At 51.2% G+C, this 23412-nt stretch carries 17 protein-coding genes; 4 read left to right on the plus strand and 13 right to left on the minus strand.

Annotated elements, in window-relative coordinates; all coding sequences use genetic code 11:
* Positions 1 to 38 precede the first annotated feature (38 nt).
* From ENH71_RS02150 to ENH71_RS02210, 13 genes are all read right to left on the minus strand, one after another.
* On the minus strand, positions 39 to 1865 hold the full coding sequence (locus ENH71_RS02150) for a hypothetical protein (protein WP_294137443.1): 1827 nt from the start codon (positions 1863 to 1865) through the stop codon (positions 39 to 41).
* Positions 1866 to 2198: 333 nt separating this feature from the next.
* Complete coding sequence (gene drt3b / locus ENH71_RS02155; RefSeq protein WP_294137445.1) at positions 2199 to 4238, minus strand: antiviral reverse transcriptase Drt3b; 2040 nt, start codon at positions 4236 to 4238, stop codon at positions 2199 to 2201.
* Complete coding sequence (drt3a, locus tag ENH71_RS02160; RefSeq protein WP_294137448.1) at positions 4231 to 5577, minus strand: antiviral reverse transcriptase Drt3a; 1347 nt, start codon at positions 5575 to 5577, stop codon at positions 4231 to 4233. The genes drt3b and drt3a overlap by 8 nt, the downstream gene beginning before the upstream one ends.
* A 229-nt stretch (positions 5578 to 5806) precedes the next feature.
* Positions 5807 to 6745 carry a hypothetical protein gene (locus tag ENH71_RS02165; protein WP_294130248.1) on the minus strand — a complete coding sequence of 313 codons (939 nt, stop codon included), beginning with the start codon at positions 6743 to 6745 and terminating at the stop codon, positions 5807 to 5809.
* Positions 6746 to 6813: 68 nt separating this feature from the next.
* Complete coding sequence (locus ENH71_RS02170) at positions 6814 to 11520, minus strand: DUF3320 domain-containing protein (protein ID WP_294130246.1); 4707 nt, start codon at positions 11518 to 11520, stop codon at positions 6814 to 6816.
* Between the two features lie 116 nt (positions 11521 to 11636).
* Complete coding sequence (locus ENH71_RS02175) at positions 11637 to 12245, minus strand: BRCT domain-containing protein (protein ID WP_294130244.1); 609 nt, start codon at positions 12243 to 12245, stop codon at positions 11637 to 11639.
* A 183-nt stretch (positions 12246 to 12428) separates the two neighbouring features.
* Entirely contained in the window at positions 12429 to 13739 is a 1311-nt protein-coding gene (locus ENH71_RS02180) for a DUF8371 domain-containing protein (protein WP_294130242.1), read from the minus strand.
* A gap of 420 nt (positions 13740 to 14159) precedes the next feature.
* Positions 14160 to 16079, minus strand: coding sequence for a DNA topoisomerase IV subunit B (gene parE / locus ENH71_RS02185; RefSeq protein ID WP_294130239.1), 1920 nt, complete (start codon positions 16077 to 16079; stop codon positions 14160 to 14162).
* Between the two features lie 42 nt (positions 16080 to 16121).
* Complete coding sequence (cpdA, locus tag ENH71_RS02190; protein WP_294130238.1) at positions 16122 to 16967, minus strand: 3',5'-cyclic-AMP phosphodiesterase; 846 nt, start codon at positions 16965 to 16967, stop codon at positions 16122 to 16124.
* A gap of 3 nt (positions 16968 to 16970) precedes the next feature.
* Positions 16971 to 17555 (minus strand): DUF1249 domain-containing protein, encoded by a 585-nt coding sequence (locus ENH71_RS02195; protein ID WP_294130236.1) that lies wholly within the window; start codon positions 17553 to 17555, stop codon positions 16971 to 16973.
* A 3-nt stretch (positions 17556 to 17558) separates the two neighbouring features.
* Positions 17559 to 18185 carry an NUDIX domain-containing protein gene (locus ENH71_RS02200; protein ID WP_294130234.1) on the minus strand — a complete coding sequence of 209 codons (627 nt, stop codon included), beginning with the start codon at positions 18183 to 18185 and terminating at the stop codon, positions 17559 to 17561.
* Between the two features lie 114 nt (positions 18186 to 18299).
* Complete coding sequence (locus ENH71_RS02205) at positions 18300 to 18998, minus strand: ChrR family anti-sigma-E factor (RefSeq protein ID WP_294130232.1); 699 nt, start codon at positions 18996 to 18998, stop codon at positions 18300 to 18302.
* 69 nt (positions 18999 to 19067) lie between these two features.
* On the minus strand, positions 19068 to 19676 hold the full coding sequence (locus ENH71_RS02210; protein WP_294130230.1) for a sigma-70 family RNA polymerase sigma factor: 609 nt from the start codon (positions 19674 to 19676) through the stop codon (positions 19068 to 19070).
* 262 nt (positions 19677 to 19938) lie between these two features.
* On the opposite strand from ENH71_RS02210, the gene ENH71_RS02215 reads away from it, so the two are divergent.
* From ENH71_RS02215 to ENH71_RS02230, 4 genes are all read left to right on the plus strand, one after another.
* Positions 19939 to 20397, plus strand: coding sequence for a nuclear transport factor 2 family protein (locus ENH71_RS02215; protein ID WP_294130228.1), 459 nt, complete (start codon positions 19939 to 19941; stop codon positions 20395 to 20397).
* 53 nt (positions 20398 to 20450) lie between these two features.
* Positions 20451 to 21236, plus strand: a complete 786-nt coding sequence (locus tag ENH71_RS02220; protein WP_294130226.1) for an SDR family NAD(P)-dependent oxidoreductase — start codon at positions 20451 to 20453, stop codon at positions 21234 to 21236.
* The gene (locus tag ENH71_RS02225; RefSeq protein WP_294130225.1) at positions 21233 to 22015 is read left to right on the plus strand and encodes a DUF1365 domain-containing protein; all 783 of its coding nucleotides are present in this window, start codon (positions 21233 to 21235) and stop codon (positions 22013 to 22015) included. The genes ENH71_RS02220 and ENH71_RS02225 overlap by 4 nt, the downstream gene beginning before the upstream one ends.
* Positions 22016 to 22146: 131 nt before the next feature.
* Positions 22147 to 23406 carry a class I SAM-dependent methyltransferase gene (locus tag ENH71_RS02230; RefSeq protein ID WP_414704679.1) on the plus strand — a complete coding sequence of 420 codons (1260 nt, stop codon included), beginning with the start codon at positions 22147 to 22149 and terminating at the stop codon, positions 23404 to 23406.
* The last annotated feature ends 6 nt before the right edge of the window (positions 23407 to 23412 follow it).

The raw sequence follows: 23412 nt of genomic DNA on the forward strand, positions 1-23412 counted from the left end.
GCCGTTTAGTGTCCCGGGCGATTCCCACCCACTTCTGCTCACTCGTCTACGTCTTCCGCACTAACCACCCGAAATTGCATCGGTCCAGTCCCCGGCACCAACACCATCTCCACATCAAAGTAGACGGTGTCGTCGGGGAAGACAAAATAGCCCAGGCGCGGGATCTGCAGGATCAGGTTCTGCACATCGTAGAGGGCGGCCGGTTCGCGGCTGAACTCATCGACGATGGAGACCAGCTCCAGGGTCAGGTCATGCTTGTCGATGACGCGGAAACTGACCTGGTAGGTCTGGCCATCCACGTCGACTGAGGAAATGAACAACTGGCCATAACGGAAATCCACCGCATCGGCGCTTTGCACGGCATGCACACCGCCGGTTCTGGCCGGGCTTTTCACCAGCCAGGTGGCCATGCCTTCGTATTGAGTGGTGCCAAAGGAATTCAGCCAGAAGCTGCCGGTCACACCGAATATGCCGGAGGTGCCATTCTGCTGGCGGACATCCATCGTGACTGTTTTTGCGCCGGGCTCAGGCACATCGGCCACCATGCCCAGAGCATAGCGGGTCTGACCGCCAACATGGTCGCTGGCCAGTGTCTCGCCAAGCAGATCCAGCAAGCTGCCGGTGACGCCATGCAGGTCCTTGTGGCCCCCAAACAACGCGTACTCGGGATAGTCCAGTCCGGATGCATAGATGTGATTGAGCATCAGCGTTTTGACTTCTTCGGAGTTGGCAATGGAATAGCCGGCAAAGCGCCCGCCGGTTCTGGTTTCTGCCACCACCTGGGAGAACGACATGCCCTGGCTGGCCGACAGCGGTATCCAGTGTTTGCCGGTATTGGGGTCAAGCACCACGGGGCGAGGCGACGGGTCGCTGGAGGTGATCAACGCCAGGGGCTCACGCTCAGGAATTGCCGGATACACCGCCGGCGCACCCTCGGCCCCGGACTGGACGACGTCGACATGAATGTCATCCCCGTACACATACGCCGTGCGCCCCAGGCTATCGGTGACAATGGCATGCGGGCCCTGGATGTGCAGGTTGCCGGAGAACAGGTAATCATCCTCATAGTACATCTGCCGGAACAGCACATCGATGCTGTCGCCCCGGTTGAGCGGGAACTGACCGTTGTACAGACACTTGAAGCGGCAGGAAACCTGCCGGAACGCGTTGACATGACTGCCCAAGTGACGATCAGAGCCCAGAATAAAATGCCCGGCAATGGGCTCATCACCCTGATTGTGCAAGGTGCCCGACACCTCGATATGGCTGCCGGCACTCACCGTGTCAGGATAGTCCAATACCAACGTGGCCTTGATGTCTGCCGACCCCGCTTTGGGATTGGTGGTATTTAACGCGCTGAGTGCAGCGGGATCTCCCTGCCCGTCGGGCGCAACAATCGCCACGAAGTCGCGCTGTAGGTGCACGTCATTGATGCTCCTGGAATAAGCGTCCGTGAGCTTCAGGCTGATGTCGGAAATCCTGATCATATGACCCGTAGGTGCACCGGCGCTGACCTGAAGTGTATTCCAGTAGAATTGTGCAGAGGTGCCGGGGTGTAGCGGAAACCCCTGAGCAGAACCCACCGGACAGAGTGGCTGACCGCAGGAGTTATTTACCTGCAGTTCCGCGTATGGCTGCAATTGCCCGTGGTTGGAGCTGTAACCGGCGCCGCCGTAGCGTTCGACAGATATGCCGGAGTCTGCGGGGTTAGTGATTTCAATGACGAGCGTGGTTTCGCTGCCGGGGGTGATGTGGGTGCGATCGGTTACCAGGTCGGCGATGATGGGGGTTTGGGCGGTGGCTTGGAAGGGCCGGAGAGCAAAGAGCACTAGGAAGGAGATTCTGATGGGGTTGAGTGGGTGCATGGATTCCGTCCCTATGTCTCGTGGCTTTTGAGGAGCATGGCAGGGTAGCAGAGGGCGTCTGCTATGAAAAAACCAAGGCTAAGCAACGATCTCGCATTTATTGAAAAGACAAATGTGATGCGGGTAGTGCTCATAAGAGGAGTCTAGACAGTCCTACCCTCAATGCGACCACAAAGCTTTCGCCTAGTAGTCCCATTTTAAGTAGAACCGCCGAGACCGAGCGGCTCATGCGGACCACTCAGGTAGTCACCTCCATGCGTAGGACGATGTCTACCCAATGCGTGCTGGTGTGTGAGCTGCAAACAGCCATTAAGTTGCACGATGCACTGGATATCAGTATACGTCCTGACTCACTTTAGCGTCCAGCTCTTTTGCGAAATCATATCCCGACCACTTAGTGAACCAAGTCGAGCAATAGCTTATTACCTTCTTTCTAAACTCCTTGGGGACATCATTCGCTGCCAGAATACTATTTTTACATTGACTACTAATGTATGGACATGCCATCAAATCAAGTGTCATATGCGTAATTTCGCTATCAATACCGATAGTTTCAGAATTCTTCTTATATTTTTCAAGAATAAAATCTTCAACCGGCTTTTTGACAAAATCATACCTCTTCTTATTTTCTACATAAAACAGCAGAACCACAATAGAAAAGTAGTTCAGGTCTTTCTCGACCACAACGTTTCCCTTTCTGTCTACTATGCCAAAATATCTACAAAAGGCAACCTCATCAAGCCAATAGGATCGCCCCAACTGCCGCAATAGAACTAGCAAGTATAGTGTTTCGATTGGAGTTTCATTTTCCACCTCAATATTTTCTAACACTAAACAGGAACCATTAAATATCGAACGAAATATAACGTCTCCATATTCAATACCCAGAGGCCGGTCATCGACAAAAAGTATAATCTGCTGCATAATTCTGCAGAGCTTAATGGTTCCATTGACCTTAGGCGACATAGAATAAATAAAGAAAGAAAATTCAATCAAATTAACTAATGCACTTACAAGTTGTTTATCGACAACTTCGTCTTTAGGAATCTTAGTATAGTCAACCAATATTTTTCGTACTTTTTTCTCTAGTATCGAAAGAGTATAGTTCAGGATATCGCTATAAGATACATCCGAAGTATAGAGAACAGATTTGAAATCTGTTATTAAACTCGATTTTCGAAAATGTAAACTTGCTTTTATAATCTCCTCTGTATCCTCTTTATATTCAATTCTATATTTAAGTTTTTCTGATAAAAGATCAGCAATTTTCTTTTTTGCTATTGTAATTGGTGTAACTATTGGTCTGTCAAAAAAAACTTCCTTACTCTTGTTTAGGCTAAGCTTGTATCTCGTCGCGCAAAGACTTATAGAAGCTTTAATCTTGGAAAATACTTCATGGTCGCTATAAAAGACAAAGAAATCATCTACGTATCTATAAATACGATAGTCTCTACCAAATAGAACATCCTTCGTCTCTAGATCTGAAACTATTTCCCCATCGACGGCCTGCAATATAATTTCCGCGAAAATCCTGGACAACTCCGGCCCAATCACAATCCCATTAGTTTCATTGTAATTTAGCTGCTGCATCAAACTATCAAAAATATTTGGGAAAGTTGACCTGGTCTTACTTAAATTATTTTTCGCATATCCTTTACTGTATACAGCCCAAGCAATGGAGTGCGTATATATCGAAGCAAAGCAATTCGCAATATCAAGCTTAGACAAGAATCCATACTTACCCTCGCAATCATGATATTCGTCCGACTCATAAAAATTAAAAATACTGTTATATTTGCCGTACACAAAGAATGACTTCAAGTTCTCGTAGTTTTCACCCTCAACCTCTATGTTCTCACCATCAGAATCAAACTGCTCGATAAGTGATTTCTTATCTACGTATGTACAACCAGCTACTCGCTTAGCAGACCTAAGACTAAACTGGCTTTGGTCGCAGTAATAGGTAATTAAGTCCTTGTGGTTTTTATAAAAACTCACTGCAACAATCTGGGACCTTGGGTGAATTAAAGATAGGTGCCTATACTGGTCAGTCTTATGCGATATATTGAATGTAAATGGAATAGTAAATGGGGTTATATTTTTTGCACTTACTTTGCTATACCACTCCCCGTTACATTCAATCTTCTGAATTTGTTTGCTTTTAGGCAAACCTAGTATAAGCATTACCAAACTATCAAAAGCAGCATCTTTTTTCTTCCAAGAAAAATAATCATTAGAGAACTTAAGCTGGTTATCGACTATAAAATTGTAGAAGTGCCTATTCGAAAACGTTATAGGAACTTCATATGGGAGCAAGTCTGAAAGAATCACCCTTTCAATGGGAAAGTTGATTGACAATGTTTTTTTAGGCATCTTTCCAGCCCCTTGTTATATTTTTCAATTCAGAAGTAGTAAAACTCCTGAAAATCTTACTCCTAAATCCTTTGACAAATGAGAATTTAGTTAAACGCTTAAGTAGCCTGGGATCTGTCACCGCAATCGACTTTGATCGAAAATACAAATCTATCTCTTCCAAATCACTAACGTCGTTTATATACATGTTATTAAAATAAACACCGGTGAATGCCCTTCTTTTTGCATTCAGAAGTCGGGCGTTACCCGTCAAGAATCGCATTTTGTCTATTAGTAATTCAGCTGCTTTATTAGGATTATAATTAAACTTGTTAAAATATTGACCAAATGCTCTATCGATGCGGTTTTTATACTTTTTTACTCTTTTTTCACTGAGCCTTATAACTACATCTTTCCCTTTAAACGAAAATCGATAACCCAGATATTCAAATTCTTTCGTTTGCCCCCTTGTCAAGTCAATATCTTTAGTTTTGTTATTTAGGCAGAGCCCTTTTTCCGCGATAACTTTCTGTACGATTTGTAAATAGCAAACCTTATCTATAGTTACATTAGGCGAAAACACTATTATCAAGTCATCTACGTAGCGGGAGTAAAAAGTCAAATCTGGACTGTTGCCTAGCTCTTCATCTACCTCTTTCATATAGACTTCTGACAAGTAAGCACTCAATCCAACTCCTCTTGGCAGCCCTTTATCACAACCTACCAAGACTGCATATGATTTCAGAAGTTGAGTTAGTATTCTTTTGGGGAGCACAGACAGCCTTGACGATGAATGCAGTTTTTTGATTAGCGCTTTATGCCCAATACTTTCGTAGAAATCTTTCACATCGGCCTTAATAATATATTTGGGACTTGCATCCAGACAAATACTTTTAAGCCTGCTCACAATCAAATCGCGATGAGATTGTCTTACTTCGTATGTATTCCTTAGAATATTTTGCAAATGCCTAGTTACGAATACACTTTCTGCGCTTTTTCCTATTGTAAAAACATCTTTCCCCGAAATTTTTTCAGGCAATTTCACTAAAGGAAGCCTGTACGCCTTTCTATTGACCTTATCGCATATTTTCTCAATTCCAGCAGTTACGAGTTGGTTATATTTTCCTTTCCTTGCCTCCAGTAGCTTTTTTATTTTTTCAACGCTTGTTTCGAAGTGATCTTTTCTTATCAGACCTTTCCTGTATTTGTACAGAAATCGATATTTTAGTCTTCTGGTAGCTCTTATTCTAAGCCTCTCTCTATAGGCATCTTCAAAGTATTCACGCTCAAGATCACCTCTATTCTTTAGGTCGATATCATAGATACTTCGAAAATTCTTAACTGAAAAAGACTGTTCCATGCGCCATTGCCTTATTGCATCCTGAATCAAAAAAATGAACCTTGCTATCAAATCTATTCTACCAACACACCCGACTCTCTATTCTGGTTTTATCGATAAGGATTGAAGGGATACACCGCGCAAGTTACCGGGCCCAATACGTCACACGTCGCCCCATTCTCGAAGATTCGATCTAGATGATAAATGGGCAGGGGCGCAGAAAACTGCCAAGCAAAATTACGGTTTACTTTCAATTGTCGCTATCCAGATGTAAAGAGCCCAAAATTTTCATCGCGAAATATGCAATTCCCATCGAATAGACTATTAACAAATAAGCATCCTCGTCATCTTCGAAGTCGCTATATGCTTCCATCAGATCAGGGTTGCAGTCATCTAGCAGCACTTCTACGGCATTCACTACACTATTGTACTTGGCATCTAATACAGGGTTAGACTTAAGGGGGTATACGCTTAAAGCGATCTTACCTCGCTCTCTTCTTAAAGTGGCGAGTACATCTGAAAGGGTGGTTTGTATTTTTGAGAATTCAGTGCGGTATTTATTCATCCACCCACCGTCGTGCCACGACCTTATCCAGATCTCTTGCCACTTATCAGTACCGACACGCCTAGTCAACTGATAACAAACCCACCTAAATGCTTTGGTATCACCAATGTTCCTTTTTATGGACGGGGTACCAAAGATGCTTTCGAAGTAATCGTGTTCGTGATCTGCCTTCTTTAGAAGTTCATTGAACTCGAGCTCATTCAAACCGGCTACACCATCCCTAATTATCGAAAACATTCTGTTTTGTGCTAACCTAAACTCCCGCTCGTTTGAAGTGCCATGACCCACCAACATCTCACTAGCATTTGTGAGGACATGGCGCAATGGCCGTGGATCTATGCCTCCTGCGCTTCGATCATCACATCCTTCTATATCTCTTGGCCAATCAGCCCACATACTATAAGCAAAGTCTGAGAAATCGCTACTTTCCTCCTTCAGCTTAGAGATCGCACTCGACAACTCAAAAGCTGCCGAACTATGGTGTGCTGCTAAAATACTTTTCTCAGACACTTGGTTGGCTTGACGACTGATACGCAAAGAAGTGAGTGCGGCATAAGCCGCGGCTACGGTGGCCACTGTAGACATAGTCGATAGAACTACGTAAACCCAGTTTATCTCTTCCATCAAAAAGCCTTTGTTCGTAGGGCTAAGAAAATCATGAAATTAGGCGATTTAGTTGTTCCTTCTATATCTTATGCAACAGGCGCCGACGAAGCATTGATCAGCGTATTGCCTATCTTTTCAAACAGATCCGGCCCAACGCGCCGAAAACCGAGCAGCCGGGCGACGGCTTTTGTTGCGTCCTCGGGAGCCATTTCCCCACTTTCATTACTTATCCTCCGAGCAGCTTCCAAGATCTCCATCGGCGGCAAATACTCTCCCTTCAGAACATTACCTGTTTCTGCACTCCGATCACGTACCGGCGGATTCTCAAGCTGGCTTGGAGTGAACACAAACGACCCTTCCACTCTCACCGAATGACCGTCTCTCACTGCTGCATGAATGGCACGACCGGAAGCGCTTACAATTCGCTTACCAGCCTTCGATAACCCAAAGGCACTGGAGATTCGCCTGGCCACCTCATCTACATGAATGGGGCCCTCTATCTCGACAATCTTTACTACGAGACCCGACAATACAGACAATGGGGCTTCGTGTGGTTCGAGCTGCGAGTTGACTAAAAGATCGGCTCGAACATATGGAGGCGCACTTAGAACCAAATGTTCTATGTCAATCGGCTCCTCGATGAATTCGCTGTCGGCAGGCTCTTTATAAAATCCCCCTTCGTTCGCTCCTGTCACTTTTATCCCGTTTTCCAGTGACAGGCGCGCTTGCATCAGTTTTTCCTGCAACTTTTCAATCTCACGTTTCCGGTGATGAAACCAATCGGTGCTCCAGATTCGGTGGAACTCCCATCCAAGGTTTTCAAGTATGCCCTGTCGCAGTCGATCTCTCTCACGGGCCCACAAGGCGCTGTGATACGCGGCGCCGTCACACTCTACTGCAACGAGATATTGCCCAGGGCGATCGGGATGCCGAACGCCTATGTCAATGCGGAACCCCGCAGTACCAACTTGTAGATCGGCAATGTAGCCCAGAGACGTGATTACGTCGGCGACATCTTCCTCGAAATAGCTATCCGCCCCGAGTCCTGTCGGCACGCGCTCGTCCATGATCCCGGACTTGGCATACTCGAGGAGCCGTTTAAGAACACGTGGTCCTTCACGTTTGTTTCTGTTTGGATCGATATCCCCAGGGTCAAAAGAAGCAAACACTTCACAACGCACTCTAGCTCTCGAAAAAAGTACATTCAGGCGGCGCTCCCCTCCTTCTCCGTTGATAGGACCAAAGTTCATGTTCGTTAGAGGTCCATTGGGTTGCTGAGGCCCATATCCAACCGAGATAAGGATGACATCGCGTTCGTCACCCTGAACGTTTTCGATATTCTTTATAAAAACGTCTTCAGCTTTCCCTTCTCGCAGAAACGCAGCCAATACCGGATCACGTTGTCGCTGGTACTCAAGAACCTCGTTTATCATATCCGCTTGCGCCTTTGAGAACGTGACAACGCCCAAAGAGAGGTCAGGACACTTGCGCGCATGATCGGCCACCGCACGAACAACAGCTTCTGCTTCAATTCGGTTGGTACCTTGACGACCCACTCCACTACCGCCCCTGGCATATACACCAGGCACCTTACGGAACTTCAATCCGTAGTCCTCGTCTAGTTGAAGTGGCGAGGGCGGAAGAACCAATCCATCGCCATAGAACTCAGCGTTCGAAACCCTAATTAGTGACGGGTCGCGAGAGCGATAATGCCATTCGAGCATTCTCTGACGCAGTCCTCGAGCCTCGCAAAGAGAAAGAATGCTTTCCATATCAGCCGCGGTCGCGCCAACCGGCAGATCTTCGTCATCCCCGTCTTCTTCTGCGTCATCAACAAGCCGTTCAAAGAACGAGGTTGGTGGTAACTGTTTCTGATCGCCAACCACTACAATCTGTCGCGCTCGTGCGACCACTCCGAGAGCATCCTCGGGTCTTATCTGTGACGCCTCATCTATTACCAAGAGATCAAATTTAACGCTAAGTGGGGGCAGGAACTGCGCGACAGAAATGGGGCTCATCAGCATGACTGGTTTTATTCTCTGCACCATGCTTCCAGCGTGCTTCATCACCCAACGCAGAGGTTTATGTCCTCGCTTGCGTGCTATTTCACCCCGAATAATACCCATTTCCCCTGCACTTCCTCGCGGCACCTGATCGAAGTGCCGTGAAAGAATTAAGGTTTTAGCTGTCTCGATCCGCTCCTTCTCCAGGTCACAGAAGCGCCTAACGAGATCATGGCGGTCCAATTGGGCCAATGAATTCAGTTCCGGTCGTGCCTGGCGTGCGTAGTTCCAGCGCGCCTCAGCACACGCATAGGTAAATTCCTGGACAGCACATGTGGAGTCCAGCGTCCCATCGAGAACCGATCTCACGATTTGGGAAGCGCCTTGGCGAGTGGCACTCGAGATACTTCTGGCAAAGTCTGCCCACTCTACATAACGGGATGTATCTTCTACCATGTTGACGAATGTTGCTTTTAGTTGGGCAAGCTTTACAGAATCTAGATCTTCTCCAAATCCCGCCTTTTCAAGCTCCAGCTTGAGCCGTTTCAGCGGAGTTTCAATTAATTCCCGGCTCCTGTTCGCCTGGTCCGACAATGCTTTGGCGGTCGCGGCCGGATTCGGTAGGCTTTCAAGCGCCTCAATGACTTGCGTTGAGTTAGAAAATATTTCTGCATTCTTCAGTTCGGATAACCAACTGGCAACCCGGGATATTTCCAGAAACGGTGTGCGTTCACCGCGCCACTCAGACCCACCAAGCACACCCTGAAGCCAGATCTCTTCATTAGCGAGGGATTTCCGCTTCAATTGGACGTCAGCAAGCTCCTCCACAAGGGCCAATCGTTCAGCGGGAGCCTTTGGCAGGTCAATAGATAGGAATGTCGAGAGCTCTTTTGAGGCACGGCGGTATTTACCAAAGAGACGGGATAAGAACGATGTCTGACCACCAACAATGGCTACCCGAATTTCAGAAAGATCCACGGACCACGCGGATGCGCTGAATTTGGGTGAAGCCGCCGAATGAGCTTCCGCCCACGAAACACCGGCATTGAGACTCTCGATCAACCGCGGATTCTGCGCTTGCGCAAACAACACGTTAATATATGTATGAACTCCCACAGGTGCGCTGTCGAGAGATTTCAATACCAGACTTAGTTTGAGCACATCGGATATAGTTTCAGGCATCGACTGATGCATGATGTCTGAAACCCTAGATGTCTCGGCCTCCAGCTCGCTTATTGATTGGACTGCTGCTGCGATCTCTGATTCAAGTCTCGAAAGATCTGTTGGCTGCAGGTCCAGGTCTTCCGTCCCTCGGAAAGGATGCTGATCTGGAGTACCCACTCGCTTCAGAGCTGAGACAAACGCTGCAATGATACTGACCGCGTCTTTCCTGGCGTCTTCATCCAGTTCTTCCAGTTTATCCAATGGTATAGTCGGTGGTGGAGCACCTTTACCGAGGAACCCAATGATCTCTGATATCGCCTTAAAGGGAGTATCACCAGTGTTGCTAAAAGGTTCGTGGAGAAGATTCGAGATATCGTTCAACTCGTCTCTTGTCTTTCGCAGTTGCATGGGGTCGGAAGCGCCAGGCAATACCGCAGCGCTGGCCATGAGCGTACGGCCCAATTCCTGCGCCAGCGCTTTCTTGTTAGCAGTTCTTGAGTGAAGCTCAAGGCAGACATCACGCAATCCACACTTAACCAGTCGATCGTGCACTACCGACAATGCCGCCATTTTCTCAGCAACAAACAGCACTGTCTTACCGTCGTGGGCAGCGGCTGCAATAATATTGGTAATCGTCTGGGACTTCCCTGTACCCGGAGGACCTTGCACTACCAGACTGGCACCTTTGCGCACCTCTTCAATGACTTTTGTTTGCGAAGCATCGGCGTCGATAACCTGAATAATGTCTGCCGGATCCAGCTTTTCGTCCAACTTATCTGCGGGGCCAAAAAGTGGCTCATCTGATTCGAACCCATCTAATAGAATCCCTCTCAACAGCGGATTCCCGGATAACGTTTCATTGGGCCATGTATCTGGATCCAGGTCACGATGCATAAGGAGCTTGGCAAATGAGAAGAACCCAAGCTGCATCCCATCCTCATCCAGACTCCAGCCTGCTTGCCCCGAGACGGCATCGGTCACCTGGGAATAGTATTGCGATGGCGCCCAACCTTCAGTTTCTTCTACCTCGGGCAAAACGATGCCGAAATCTTGCTTCAGTCGCGCCTGCAGCGGAAGGTTGGTAGTGATATCGTCGTCGCGGCATTGAATATCAAATGTAGAAGTCCTTTCATTGCGCACAAGCTGGACTGGCAACAGGATCAAGGGCGCTTCCCTCTGGATTTCCGAACTGGGGCTCTCTCGCCACTTCAGAAACCCGATCGCCAGATACAGGATGTTTAAACCTTGCTCCTCTTCAGCCGTCTTGGCATCGCCTGCTAGCCTAAGAAGCCTTCGGGCCAGCGCATCTGGTCCGAGCGGTGTTTCAATATAGTTATCAGTAAGTCGGTTCGGATCAGCAGACAGGTCCGATTCGGCTACCGCCAGTTGCATATCGTCTTCGTCGCTGACTTTGTCCTTGCCCATCGCTTTGAAGCGCATGCGTTTTGCTTGGGCACGCAGTATTGAGTAGATCTCGTCCGCGCTCTCATTTATGACATTAAGAGAGTTTGAGCGTTGATTTGCTCGGTTGACGTGTACTAGCCGGTTACGCGTGCCGGTATCCAACAGCTTGCGGCGAGCGCCTTCCAGGACTTTCGATATGGCTTTTTCATTGATTCCAGGCACCAGAATCGTCTCTTATAGTTCGACCAATAGTTATTAGTAATTATCGCGTGTCGTTTCCTACGGGGATTCGATTGGCTCCAAATCAACTGGGTGATGACGTTATCTTATTGAGATAACTAAAACAATCCTGTGGACCGTAGCCAGTGCTCCTCCGAAACTATGGATATCTTTTGCCCTGAGTCCCGGTACGCCATAGCTTTTTCAATCTTGCGGCCGAAACTCTCGTGGGCCCAGCTATCGGTAACATAGGTGCCTAGCACGAGAAAATTTAGAGACTTTGTTACCCCTGATAAATTGATTCCCCCTAAGTCTTCAATTGCATTCTGGCACTCTCGTCTTGTGCCAAAGGCACAAGTGCCTGTGAACAGAAATGTGTTCTCAGGAAAAACAATATCCGGGGCCGGGTTACAGATAGGTAGGCGGGAGGACTTGGATATTTCACCGATTTCCGACTTTTCACCTGAGAGACTATGAAGCAACGCAAACAACTCCGCAGACTCCTCGTCATCTAACACACCATCCTGTAGCATTGCACCTACTTTGCCTAGCAGGTTTATGACTAACGGATTTTCAGAATGGCAATTTTGGACCAGCCAAGATTGTAGGAATTCTGCTTCTGCCTGAGCGACTTTTCCGTCGGCAGTGATTCCTTTGCTCAACCCGATAAGGGTATCAATTTGTCTGTCCTGAATGTTTTTCCTGTTGAGTTTTGTGAATATGTCCATTCTTATACCTTTCACTCTAGTTTTATCGTTGCGCCACCATGGACCGACTCTACAATTCATGGGTAACTCGGGCATGTAATGCCCTTCTTCGGCGGCTATAACATTCTGTCGTGGCTTTTTGCGCCTTTTGCAAAAGCCACGACAGAATGTTTTGGTCCGACTGCAAGAATTTGTTAAGCACTTTTACAGACTTGATGCGCTAGGACGAATCGAAGCGTCTAGTATTGTTGTAGTAACGTCTATCCCAGACTCTGTTGAGATACGCAAAGCCTCTTTACCAAGCCACTGCTCCATCCCCCCTATTTCATACTTCTTTGGCTCCTTGAAATATTTGGTGTCTTTAAACCACATAACTACAAAGATGCCACTTTTTGATCTAATGGATCTTAAATAGGCTGGAAGTTGCTTTGTAATTCCCTTTTTAATCTCTTTATGATGTGCAACTTTAAATTCTGTACCAACAGTTAAAGGCAGCCCTTCATCTGTTGTGAAAAGAAAGCGAAAGTCTAAAGAACCTACCCCTTCATCACTTTCTCGGATAACTTGAATGCCTAATGGCATTAAAGCCATATCTAAGATTACATGAAGTGTTGGTTGAATTCTTGTTTCGTTTTTAGGAGTTCTAGGTATTACTATTTCTTCATTATTTTGTTTAATAGTCCTTTGGCCATCCCAGAACGGCTCAATCCATCGACGATATTCAATATGATGTTTAAGAACGCTGTCGATTACTTCTTCTATTGCTTGTTTGAGTTCTTTCTCAATGCTAATTTTTTTCTTAGAGTAATGCTCTTGGTAATTATAAAGTGATTGACTAACTTCTGAATCGTTGAGATTCGGCAATACATAATCATAAACTGCATTTTTATATGCATCTTTAGTTGTAAGTGCATTTACTTTTAGGAGCAAAGGTGTTTTATCTGTCTTTTTAAAGTATGTCTCCAAGAACACCGTTACATCGTCATACGATATGCTCTTTAGGTCTTCGATTTTTAAAGATTTAATAAGCCTATTAACTACAAGGATAGCCCGGATTTTTTCTTCATTATCTGGGACGCCTGTTATTTGTAATTTTTCATAATCAAAATCCATTCTTATTCCAGTTTCATGGGTGTCATCCACCCATGTGGCAATTCTTCTCGGAAATACTATTGTTATTAAAATAGTTGGATATATACCTCGATTGTCCGTAAACGCCTCAAACGGTATAACATCCAAACCGCTTCCAGAGGCGCCAATATTGAGATCCTTTGCATAATTGAACACTGGATCCTGGTCCTTATCATTTATTGTTGTTATTTTCACATCGATACGATCGTCATCGTATTCAACAGCATAAACACCATCGGGTATTTTTCCGAATGCAACTGGTAAGATCATGTCCATTTTAGTTACATAGTCTTCACTGTTGCCGCTGGATATTGATTTGGCTGTACCCCGCATGAACGAGATGTGGGCAATATCCATCTTTAGCTTTATGCCGTTGTTTCTCACTGACATCTCCGGTGTTATTTGTGCCTAACATTTGTATCGCGCGCCAGCACGATTCTTAGTCAGTTCTGCACGCTATCTCAATACAGAAAGGCAAAAACCCCATTAGCCAAATTATTGAGAGTCAGTTCAAAACCCCACAAGCTCTTGATAATGTAGTCTCTATATACGAGCGCACATTTATCAGGGTTGGTATGCCTGCTTGCTATCTTCGCGACGCACACATCGATCACGCTTGAGGCATCCTACCGCCCGCAGGCGTAATCGCGTAATTGTCAGGTACGAATTGCAGGCCAATCACCGATCTCAACAGATTCAAGGGGATAGCACAAGTAGCCAATGGGCTAATATAGGGCTAATTACGACGAAGGGGAGTTTTGCGGGGACTATCAGGCGCCCTGGCGGGCGCCCTTTTCATACTGATCAGTCGACTTCGGCAAGGTTACCGTATTCTTCAAGCCAACTCTTCCGATCCCCCGCCCGCTTCTTCGCCAGCAACATATCCAGCGCCTCATCCGTAGCACTATTGCCAGCAACCACATCATCATCAGGCAAGGTCAGTTGCACCAGTCGCCGCGTATCCCGGCTCATCGTCGTCTCACGCAGCTGCAGCGGATTCATCTCACCCAGCCCTTTGAAGCGCTGGACGTTGGCTTTGGCGTTTTTCTTCTCGGCGGCGATGCGGTCCAGGATGCCGATGCGTTCGTCTTCGTCCAGGGCGTAGTAGACGTCCTTGCCGGCGTCGATGCGGTACAGGGGGGGCATGGCGACGTAGATTCGGCCAGCGGCGACCAGGGGTTTGAAGTGGCGCACGAACAGGGCGCACAGCAGGGTGGCGATGTGCAGGCCGTCGGAGTCGGCATCAGCGAGGATGCAGATTTTGCCGTAGCGCAGGCCGGTGATGTCGTTGGAGCCGGGGTCGACGCCGAGGGCGACGGAGATGTCGTGGACTTCCTGGGAGGCGAGGATTTCGTTGGAGTCGACTTCCCAGGTGTTCAGGATCTTGCCTCTTAAGGGCATGATGGCCTGGGTTTCGCGGTCGCGGGCCTGTTTGGCGGAGCCGCCGGCGGAGTCACCTTCCACCAGGAACAGTTCGCCGGCCATCACGTCCTGGGTAGCGCAGTCGGCCAGTTTGCCGGGCAGTGCCGGGCCGCTGGTGATTTTTTTACGCGCCACTTTCTTGCTGGCCTTCATGCGGCTTTGCGCGTTGTTGATGCACATCTCCGCCAGTTGTTCCGCGTCAGCTGTATGCTGGTTCAGCCACAGGCTGAAGGCATCCTTGACCACGCCGGACACAAACACCGCGCACTGGCGTGAGGACAGACGTTCTTTGGTCTGGCCGGAGAACTGCGGGTCTTTCATCTTGGTGGACACCACGTAGCTGCAGCGGTCCCATATATCTTCCGGAGTCAGTTTGACGCCGCGCGGCAGCAGGTTGCGGAACTCGCAGAACTCGCGCATGGCATCGAGCAGGCCGGTGCGCAGGCCGTTGACGTGGGTGCCGCCCTGGGCGGTCGGAATGAGGTTAACGTAGCTTTCCTGCAACAGCTCGCCGCCTTCGGGCAGCCACAGCACGGCCCAGTCCACGCCTTCGTCGTTGCCTTTCATCTCGCCATTAAAAGGTTCGACCGGCAGCGTGATGGAGTCGCCGGTGCCTTGCAGCAGATAGTCGATCAGGCCGTCCTGGTATAACCATTCTTCGCTTTGTGATTTGTCTTCATCAACGGTGTTGTCGATAAACACCACGCGCAGGCCGGAACACAGCACGGCTTTGGCGCGCAGCACGTGTTTCAGGCGGACAATGGAAACTTTGGATGAATCAAAATATTTTTCGTCGGGCAGAAAGCGCAGGATGGTGCCGGTCTGGCGCTTGGCAACGGTGCCGATTTCTTTCAGCTCAGTGGCTTTGTCGCCGTTCTCAAAACGCATCTGGTGAACCAGGCCGTTGCGGCGCACGCTAACTTCCACGTAATGCGACAGCGCGTTGACCACGGACACACCCACACCGTGCAGACCGCCGGAGAAATTGTAGTTCTTGTCGGAGAATTTGCCGCCTGCGTGCAGGCGGGTCAGGATCAGTTCAACACCGGAGACTTTTTCTTCCGGGTGGATGTCCACCGGCATGCCTCGGCCGTCGTCTTCCACTTCGATGGAGCCGTCCTTGTGCATGGTCAGGGTGATGGTCTTGGCGTGGCCGGCCAGCGCTTCGTCGACGCTGTTGTCGAGGACTTCCTGCACCAGGTGGTTGGGGCGGCTGGTGTCGGTGTACATGCCCGGACGCTTGCGCACCGGATCGAGACCGGTGAGGACTTCAATGGCGTCTGAGTTGTAAGTGTTGCTCATACTTCTGGAACCTTCATCTCTAATTTTGTTTGTTACGGAGCGTCAGTAGCCACCAGCGCTTTGATCCACCTTGATTTCGTAATTCTGCAAACGCTCAACCTTGCTTTCTATCCGCCCATCGGCATGCAGGTCAAACCAGCGATACGCCGGGCTGCGCAGGTCCAGCGTGAAATCTTCCACACCGGGCTTGAACTGGATGCAGGTGGAGGGCGTGCAATAAAACTGCTGACCATGCGCTTCAAAATCCAGCGCCTGGTGGATATGGCCGTAGACCACACCGCGCACACTGTCGTGGCGTTTTAAAATCTCGAGGAAGGCGTCGGCATTGTGCAGGCCGATCTCCTGCATCCAGCTGGCGGTGCCGGGAATCGGGTTGTGGTGCAGGCAAACCAGCGCGTGATCAACCGTCTCATCATTGGCGCCTCTCTTGTCGCAGCCGACGCTGGCCAGGCTGGCCTCCAGGTGCGCCAGCTCCTGGTCCGACAGCCGGCCATGGACTTCGCCCGGCACGCTGGTGTCGAGCATGATGATCAGCCAGTTGCCCAGTTGCACGCGTTCCATGTAGGCGGCCTTGAAGGCCGGCGTGCGGGTCATGGTGTCGCGTTTGTCGTGATTGCCGGGGATCCAGCAAAACGGCGCAGGTATCCGGGCAATGGTATCAACGAAGCGTTGGTAGGCCTCTACCGAGGCATCCTGGGCGATATCGCCGGTGGCCACGATCCAGTCGGGATCGGGTTGCTGTTGGGCGATAAGATCCACCACCCGCACAAAACTGTCCTCTGTGTTCAAGCCCAGCAGGGCCGCAGCTGGGTCTCTGTACAGATGCGTGTCCGTGATCTGTATCAGTCGCAGCGGTCGAGCCCGATCATCCCTTGTCTGTGTCTGCATAGTTCATCCGATGCATAGAAAATCTGCGGCGCGTGCACTGATACCTGAACTTAAGCACAGGCGCAGCCACTCGGCCAGAAATTCATTTATCTGCCTCTTTTCGTCCTGATGGTACATACCGGCATTGGGAACGGCGCACCTGGCAGGTATCTGTCTGTGACCCTGGTAACTGATCGGTTCAGCGGTGCTGGCATCGTGGTACATCCTTACCACAATGACGGGCGCCGGGCTCCAGGCAGGGAATCCGCTTTGTACCTGGATCTCTAGTGTGCTGGTGTAAGCAAAGGCTTCCAGTTGTGTCACTTTGATCCGGATCGGGGGACGACCTGCGTGGTTTTGAGTTCCCGGGCTATCAGACCCACTTGAGCCTATCAGGAACTCCCATTCTTTTTTGTCGTCCGGCTCACTCTCTGGTGAATCCGATGCGGGCTTTCCATCCAACCGTCCACTGCCACTTGATCTATTGGATTCTAGTGCAGGGATCAGCGTTAGTAAACGAATATAGTTCTGGTCGCAGGTGCGCATGTAATCGGCGAGGTTGACGCGATAGCGCGAGCGTTCGATGAACTTGTCAAGAATGGCAGCCATACGTTATTCAACCACCGTGGCGTCGATGCCAGCGCGCTTCAGGCGCAGCCATTGCAGCGCAATAATAGCCATGGCGTTGTTGATGCGGCCGGACAAAAATGCCTGCCAGGCCTCGTCAAAGCTCAGCACCACCACGCGAATATCTTCATTCTCTTCGGCCATGCCGTGGATGCCACTGGCCTGCGCGGCATCAACTTCGGCATACAGCAGGGAGATGCGCTCGGTGCTGCCACCGGGGCTGTTGAAATAGTTGCAGATAAATTGCGGTTCACCGATGTGCAGACCGGCCTCTTCATGGGCTTCGCGCAGTGCCATGGCCGGCGCTGATTCGCCGTCATCGATAATGCCGGCGACCAGTTCCAGTGCCCACGGGCTTTGATCCAGGGCATCCAGCAGGCCCACGCGGAATTGCTCCACCAGCACCAGTTTGTCGGCGCCCGGGTCGTACAACAGCACCCCGCCGGCCTGATCACGGCGAAACAGCTCACGATTGATATCATTGCTCCAGCCGCCGGCAAACAGGCGGTGGCGCAGCACAATGCGGTCAATGGCAAAAAAGCCGTCAAATGCGGTATCACGGCTGACGATCGTCACGTCCTGACGATCGTAGACCGGTCGGTAAGCGGACATCGGGGGTTCCTGTCACTGCTGCGGCAGTGATTGCTGGGTTATTTGTCTGACGTCACGATGTTGACGTCACCCGGCATTATGCCGCAGCAAGCGCTCAGGTGCTAGGTATCGCGCCTAGCTGTTCAGACTGGCCAGGCGATAATTGACAAATGGCTCCATCAGGCGGTACCAGATGGAACTGGGACGCACCGGCTGCTCCAGACTCACCAGACAGATGCAGTCAGTGTCCAGCGTCGCCGTGGGCTGGTGACGTTCACCGGCGTGGCGCACAACAAAGTCACCTTTGACGTATTTGCCATCGGCATCGGAGAAGCTGCCTTTGAGCAACACAGTGATCTCTTCACCACGGTGTTCGTGCTCGGGCATGCAGCCACCGGCCTTGATGTCGTAGATCGCGGTTTCGCGTGATTTTTCGTCCACCTTGATCGGGGCAATGCGCAGGGATTTGCCGAACTGCGCCCATTTCAGGCTTTGCAGACCACCCTCCGCCAGCTTCTGTACCACCCGGGGCAGGCCCTGCGGATTGGCAGAACTGACGCGCGCGGCCACGGCCGGCGCTGGCGTCACCTGCATGCCCGTGTCGCCGGCATCGATGCGCTGCATCAGCTGGTCAAAGCCGGCCTCGTCTGTGGCTGCCACCTGCGGCTCCAGCTGCTTCATCAACTGGGCACCCAGATCACTGAGCTGCTGCACATGGCTGCGGCATTTGGAGCAGAACTCCAGATGCGCCGCGACACAGATCGCCTCTGACAGGGGCAGGTTGCCGGCAGAAAAGTCGGTCAGAAATTTTGCGTCAGGATGAAAAGAAACCATATTAATACCTGAAAAAATTGGAACCCGTATCGGGCGAATCTTTCTATGTCGTGTAAAGTTCGTTAATGACTAGCGGTCGATCAGTATCTGCATCTTGTTCAGCGCCAGCCGGATCCGTGACTTCACGGTGCCCAGCGGCAGGCCCAGTTCCTCGGCCACCTCGTTGTGCGACTTGCCTTCCATAAAGGCTTTGAACAACACCTGCACCTGCTCGTCTGGCAGGGTTGCCATGGCCTGCTTGATCACCTGCTCGGCGCGGCGCTGCTGCAGATCAACCAGTGGCTCGGGTGATTCCGGCTCATGCCAGATATCCTCGATGGCAATTTTGCGCTCATTGCGCTCATTGCGGCGGATAAAATCAATTCGCGTGTTCCGGGCGATGGTGAATATCCAGGTATTCACACTGGCTTTGCCGCTATTGAACGACGCCGCCTTGTTCCATACCTTGATCAGCACTTCCTGGGTGATCTCTTCGGCTTCCGAACGGTTGGCGCCGGCCCCCATGCTTTTCAGCAGGAACGCCCGAATCATTGGCGTATAGTGCTGATATAGCTCCTGAAACGCGGCACGGTCGCGGGTTTCCGCGACACGCCGAACGTTGTCTGCCCAAGGGTCCGGGGCTGAACTGCGGCCCGGGTGCACACTCGCTGCTGTTTCCATATCGTCTTTTTTATCCACTTATAATCCGGTCTACCTGGCTGATTTACCGTGATATTTGTGCGTATTTGTAGCTTTTACGCGGCGGTCGCAGACACGGATCACAAGGATCACCGAAATTGGCAGCGGGTGCGTACTGATGATCCAGCGATATAGCCCACTCGTATCTACCTGCACAAGCATACGCGCGTTCAGCGCCGGTCGGCAATCCCGTCGGCTTCGCGAGCGATCGCACCTGTCGATCACCTTTTACAGTAGGCCGGCCAACAAGAGAGACTCAGCCATGGCGAGCGAAATGAATTCAGTGAGCGAGAACCTGCGGGCCGCGCTGATTAACGACTTCAAGGATTTCTACCGCAGCCCGGATATTGCCGGACTCGAAGGTATCGACCGCATCTACACCCAGGACGTTGAATTCCGCGATCCGGTGCATGCCATTAACGGTCGCCTGGCGCTGAAAAACTACCTGCGCAGCATGTATGATGGCGCCCGCGACATGAGCTTCAACTACCTGGATGAACAGGTGTCGGAGCACACGGCCACCATCACCTGGGTGATGCGATTCAGTCACGGCAGCCTCAACCGTGGCAAACCGGTTGACGTTAAAGGTGTGACCCTGATTCACTTTACCGACCGGGTCTACTACCACGAAGACTTCTATGACCTGGGTGCCATGGTTTACCGGCATGTTCCCGTGCTGGGCTCGCTGATCCGGTTTATCAACAGGCGCCTGGCGGCCTGACCTGGAGGCAGCCAGCAAATAACCGTTAATAACAGCAGAAAGGGAGAACCCGCATGCAAATATGGATTACCGGCGCAGGTTCGGGTATTGGCAAGGCGCTGGCACTGCGCTACGCAGCAGGCGGCCATACCGTTGTGGTCAGCGGCAGAACGCTGGACAAACTGAATGCCGTGCGCGACGAGGCTGAGCCTCTGGCCGGGCGCATCATCCCCATGACCTATGATGTCAGCGACGACGATGTCACCAAGACCAGCAGCGATCTGCTGGCCGGCCTGACACCGCACCTGGATCTGGTGATCATGAATGCCGGCGCCTGTGAGTACATCAAGGGCCAGACCCTGGAGCCTGCCATGTTCCGGCGGGTCATGGACGCCAATTTTTTTGGCATGATCAACACCACCAATGTGGCGATGCCACTGCTGCGCAAGGCGCCTCACCGACCGGTGCTGGCCGGCGTGTGCAGCCTGGCCGGCTTTATCGGCTTTCCGCGCGCCGAGGCCTATGCGGCCTCCAAGGCCGCCAGCCGTTACCTGATGCATTCACTGCGCATCGACTTCAGTGACGTTGTTGACGTATGCGCCATCAACCCGGGCTTTGTCGAAACGCCGATGACCGAGCGCAATGACTTCCCCATGCCTTTTCTGATGACGGCTGACGACGCGGCAGCACGCATCCAGCACGGCCTGAAGCATCGTCCGCGTGAACTCAACTTCCCGCGCCGGCTGACCTTCATGTTGCGACTGGCACAGCTTTCCGGTGGCCTGTGGTACGCGCTGATGTCACGCCAGCGACAAAAAGAGCGCCGCGAGCGGGAAAAAAGCCGGAAAAAGCCAGCATGAGCAAACGCTTTCCTGCCGAGCACAGCGCGATTTACACCGGCACCGTGCGCCACCGGCGCCTGGGCAAGGTACTGCATCATTTTCGTTACCAGGTCTTCATGATGTACCTGGACCTGGACGAGTTGCCTGCGGTGCTGTCGCGCAGCCGGCTATGGTCGGCAACCGGACCGGCGCTGGCCTGGTTCCGGCGCCGCGACTATCTGGACCCGGACGTTGAGTACCTGGACCAGGCCGTGCGTCAGCGCGTGTATGAGGCCAGCGGCGAGCAGGTGACGGGCCCGATTCGGGTGCTGACCAATCTGCGCTACTTCGGTTTCCTGATGAACCCCATCACCTGTTATTACGTGTTTGATACCCAGCAGACGCTGCGTTTCATTGTTGCCGAGGTCACCAATACCCCGTGGGGGGAGAGTATCCCTTACGTCATCCCCTGCGACCCTGACAGCGATGTATGTCAGCACCAGTTTGATAAACAGCTGCATGTGTCGCCGTTTATGCCCATGGACATGCAGTACCGCTGGCACAGCACCACACCGGGCGACACACTGAACCTGAATCTGCAGAACTGGCAATTTGGCAGGCAGGCGTTTAATGCCAGCCTGTCACTGCGACGACAGGAGGCCACCGCCGGCAATCTGAACCGTATTCTGCTGACGTATCCGCTGATGACAGCCAAAGTGGGACTCGGCATTTACTGGCAGGCACTGCGCCTGTGGCTGAAGCGGGTGCCGATTCACGCACACAAACGTACAAACGCAAGACTGCAAAGACAGGAATGAGACAGGAGAATCACAGCACCATGAAATCACCAGGCAACCGCCAGACCGGGTCGGTACAAACGGGCGCGCTGGGTCAGAACTTTGACCTGGGTACGGCGCCCGATGCAAAACAGAAAACCGCCAATGATGTCATGGCGATGGCCGGCAGCCAGCAGAAACTGGCACGCGGCCTGCTGTTCCGCCAACTGCATAAAATCACCAAAGGCCGTATTGTCATCGACGAGGGGCACGAGGTGCATCACTTCGGCGAAACCGGCGAGGACGTGTTGACCGCACACCTGTCGGTCACCGACCCGGCGTTTTATCAGGCCGTGGTGTTTAACGGCAGTATCGGTGGCGGTGAATCGTATATGAAGGAACACTGGCACACACCGGATCTGCTGCCGCTGGTGCGCATCATGGTGCTCAACATGTCGGTGCTGAAAGGCCTGGACAAAGGCAAGTCGCGCATCGCCCGCATCATGAACGCCCTGCTGCACCGGCGCAACCGCAACTCCGTGGCGGGTTCACGCAAAAACATCTCCGCGCACTATGACCTGAGCAATGATTTTTTTGCCACCTTTCTTGATCCCAGCATGATGTATTCATCGGCCATTTTCCGCGATGACACGCAGACGCTGCATGAGGCCTCGCTGAACAAACTCAGCCATATCTGCGAGCGCCTGCAACTGACACCGGATGACCACCTGCTGGAAATCGGCACCGGTTGGGGCTCGATGGCGATTCACGCGGCCAAACACTACGGTTGCCGGGTGACCACCACCACGATCTCACGCGAGCAGTACAATCATGCCCGCCAACGCGTCATTGACGAAGGCCTGGAAGACCGCGTTGAACTGCTGCTTAATGATTACCGCGATCTCGAAGGCCAGTATGACAAACTGGTATCCATTGAAATGATCGAGGCGGTGGGTCATGAATACTTTGCCACGTATTTCGCCAAGTGTTCCTCCCTGCTCAAGCCATCAGGTCTGATGCTGATACAGGCGATCACCATATCTGACCAGCGGTATGAAGACGCCAAACGCACCGTGGACTTTATTCAGCGTTATATTTTCCCCGGTGGCTGTCTGCCCAGCAACAGCGCCATTGCGCGCCACGTCGCGCGCGATACCGACCTGCAGATTGTCGGCCTGGAAGATATCACCCGTGACTATGCCATGACCCTGCAACGCTGGCGCAAGGCATTTCTGGAACGCACCCGTGATATTGAGGCACAGGGGTTTGCGACCGACTTCATTCGCATGTGGGATTATTACCTGGCGTACTGCCAGGGTGGTTTCATGGAGCGGGTCATTCATACCGCACAGATTGTCATGGCCAAGCCGGATTATCGCATGGCACCCCTGCATGCGCGTATTCAGACGCCGCCTGGCAGCGCGGGACAGTAGGTGACA

It is taken from the genome of Pseudohongiella sp., from assembly GCF_011050365.1.
In the GTDB taxonomy this organism is placed as follows: domain Bacteria; phylum Pseudomonadota; class Gammaproteobacteria; order Pseudomonadales; family Pseudohongiellaceae; genus Pseudohongiella.

Bases quoted from the DNA above. Each gene is read 5' to 3' on its own strand.
- parE (WP_294130239.1), bottom strand. From the start codon at position 16,079: ATGAGCAACACTTACAACTCAGACGCCATTGAAGTCCTCACCGGTCTC.
- ENH71_RS02165 (WP_294130248.1), bottom strand. From the start codon at position 6,745: ATGGAAGAGATAAACTGGGTTTACGTAGTTCTATCGACTATGTCTACA.
- ENH71_RS02200 (WP_294130234.1), bottom strand. From the start codon at position 18,185: ATGTCCGCTTACCGACCGGTCTACGATCGTCAGGACGTGACGATCGTC.
- ENH71_RS02220 (WP_294130226.1), top strand. From the start codon at position 20,451: ATGCAAATATGGATTACCGGCGCAGGTTCGGGTATTGGCAAGGCGCTG.
- drt3a (WP_294137448.1), bottom strand. From the start codon at position 5,577: ATGGAACAGTCTTTTTCAGTTAAGAATTTTCGAAGTATCTATGATATC.
- ENH71_RS02195 (WP_294130236.1), bottom strand. From the start codon at position 17,555: ATGGCTGCCATTCTTGACAAGTTCATCGAACGCTCGCGCTATCGCGTC.
- ENH71_RS02225 (WP_294130225.1), top strand. From the start codon at position 21,233: ATGAGCAAACGCTTTCCTGCCGAGCACAGCGCGATTTACACCGGCACC.
- ENH71_RS02230 (WP_414704679.1), top strand. From the start codon at position 22,147: ATGGCGATGGCCGGCAGCCAGCAGAAACTGGCACGCGGCCTGCTGTTC.
- cpdA (WP_294130238.1), bottom strand. From the start codon at position 16,967: ATGCAGACACAGACAAGGGATGATCGGGCTCGACCGCTGCGACTGATA.
- ENH71_RS02175 (WP_294130244.1), bottom strand. From the start codon at position 12,245: ATGGACATATTCACAAAACTCAACAGGAAAAACATTCAGGACAGACAA.
- ENH71_RS02205 (WP_294130232.1), bottom strand. From the start codon at position 18,998: ATGGTTTCTTTTCATCCTGACGCAAAATTTCTGACCGACTTTTCTGCC.
- drt3b (WP_294137445.1), bottom strand. From the start codon at position 4,238: ATGCCTAAAAAAACATTGTCAATCAACTTTCCCATTGAAAGGGTGATT.
- ENH71_RS02215 (WP_294130228.1), top strand. From the start codon at position 19,939: ATGGCGAGCGAAATGAATTCAGTGAGCGAGAACCTGCGGGCCGCGCTG.
- ENH71_RS02150 (WP_294137443.1), bottom strand. From the start codon at position 1,865: ATGCACCCACTCAACCCCATCAGAATCTCCTTCCTAGTGCTCTTTGCT.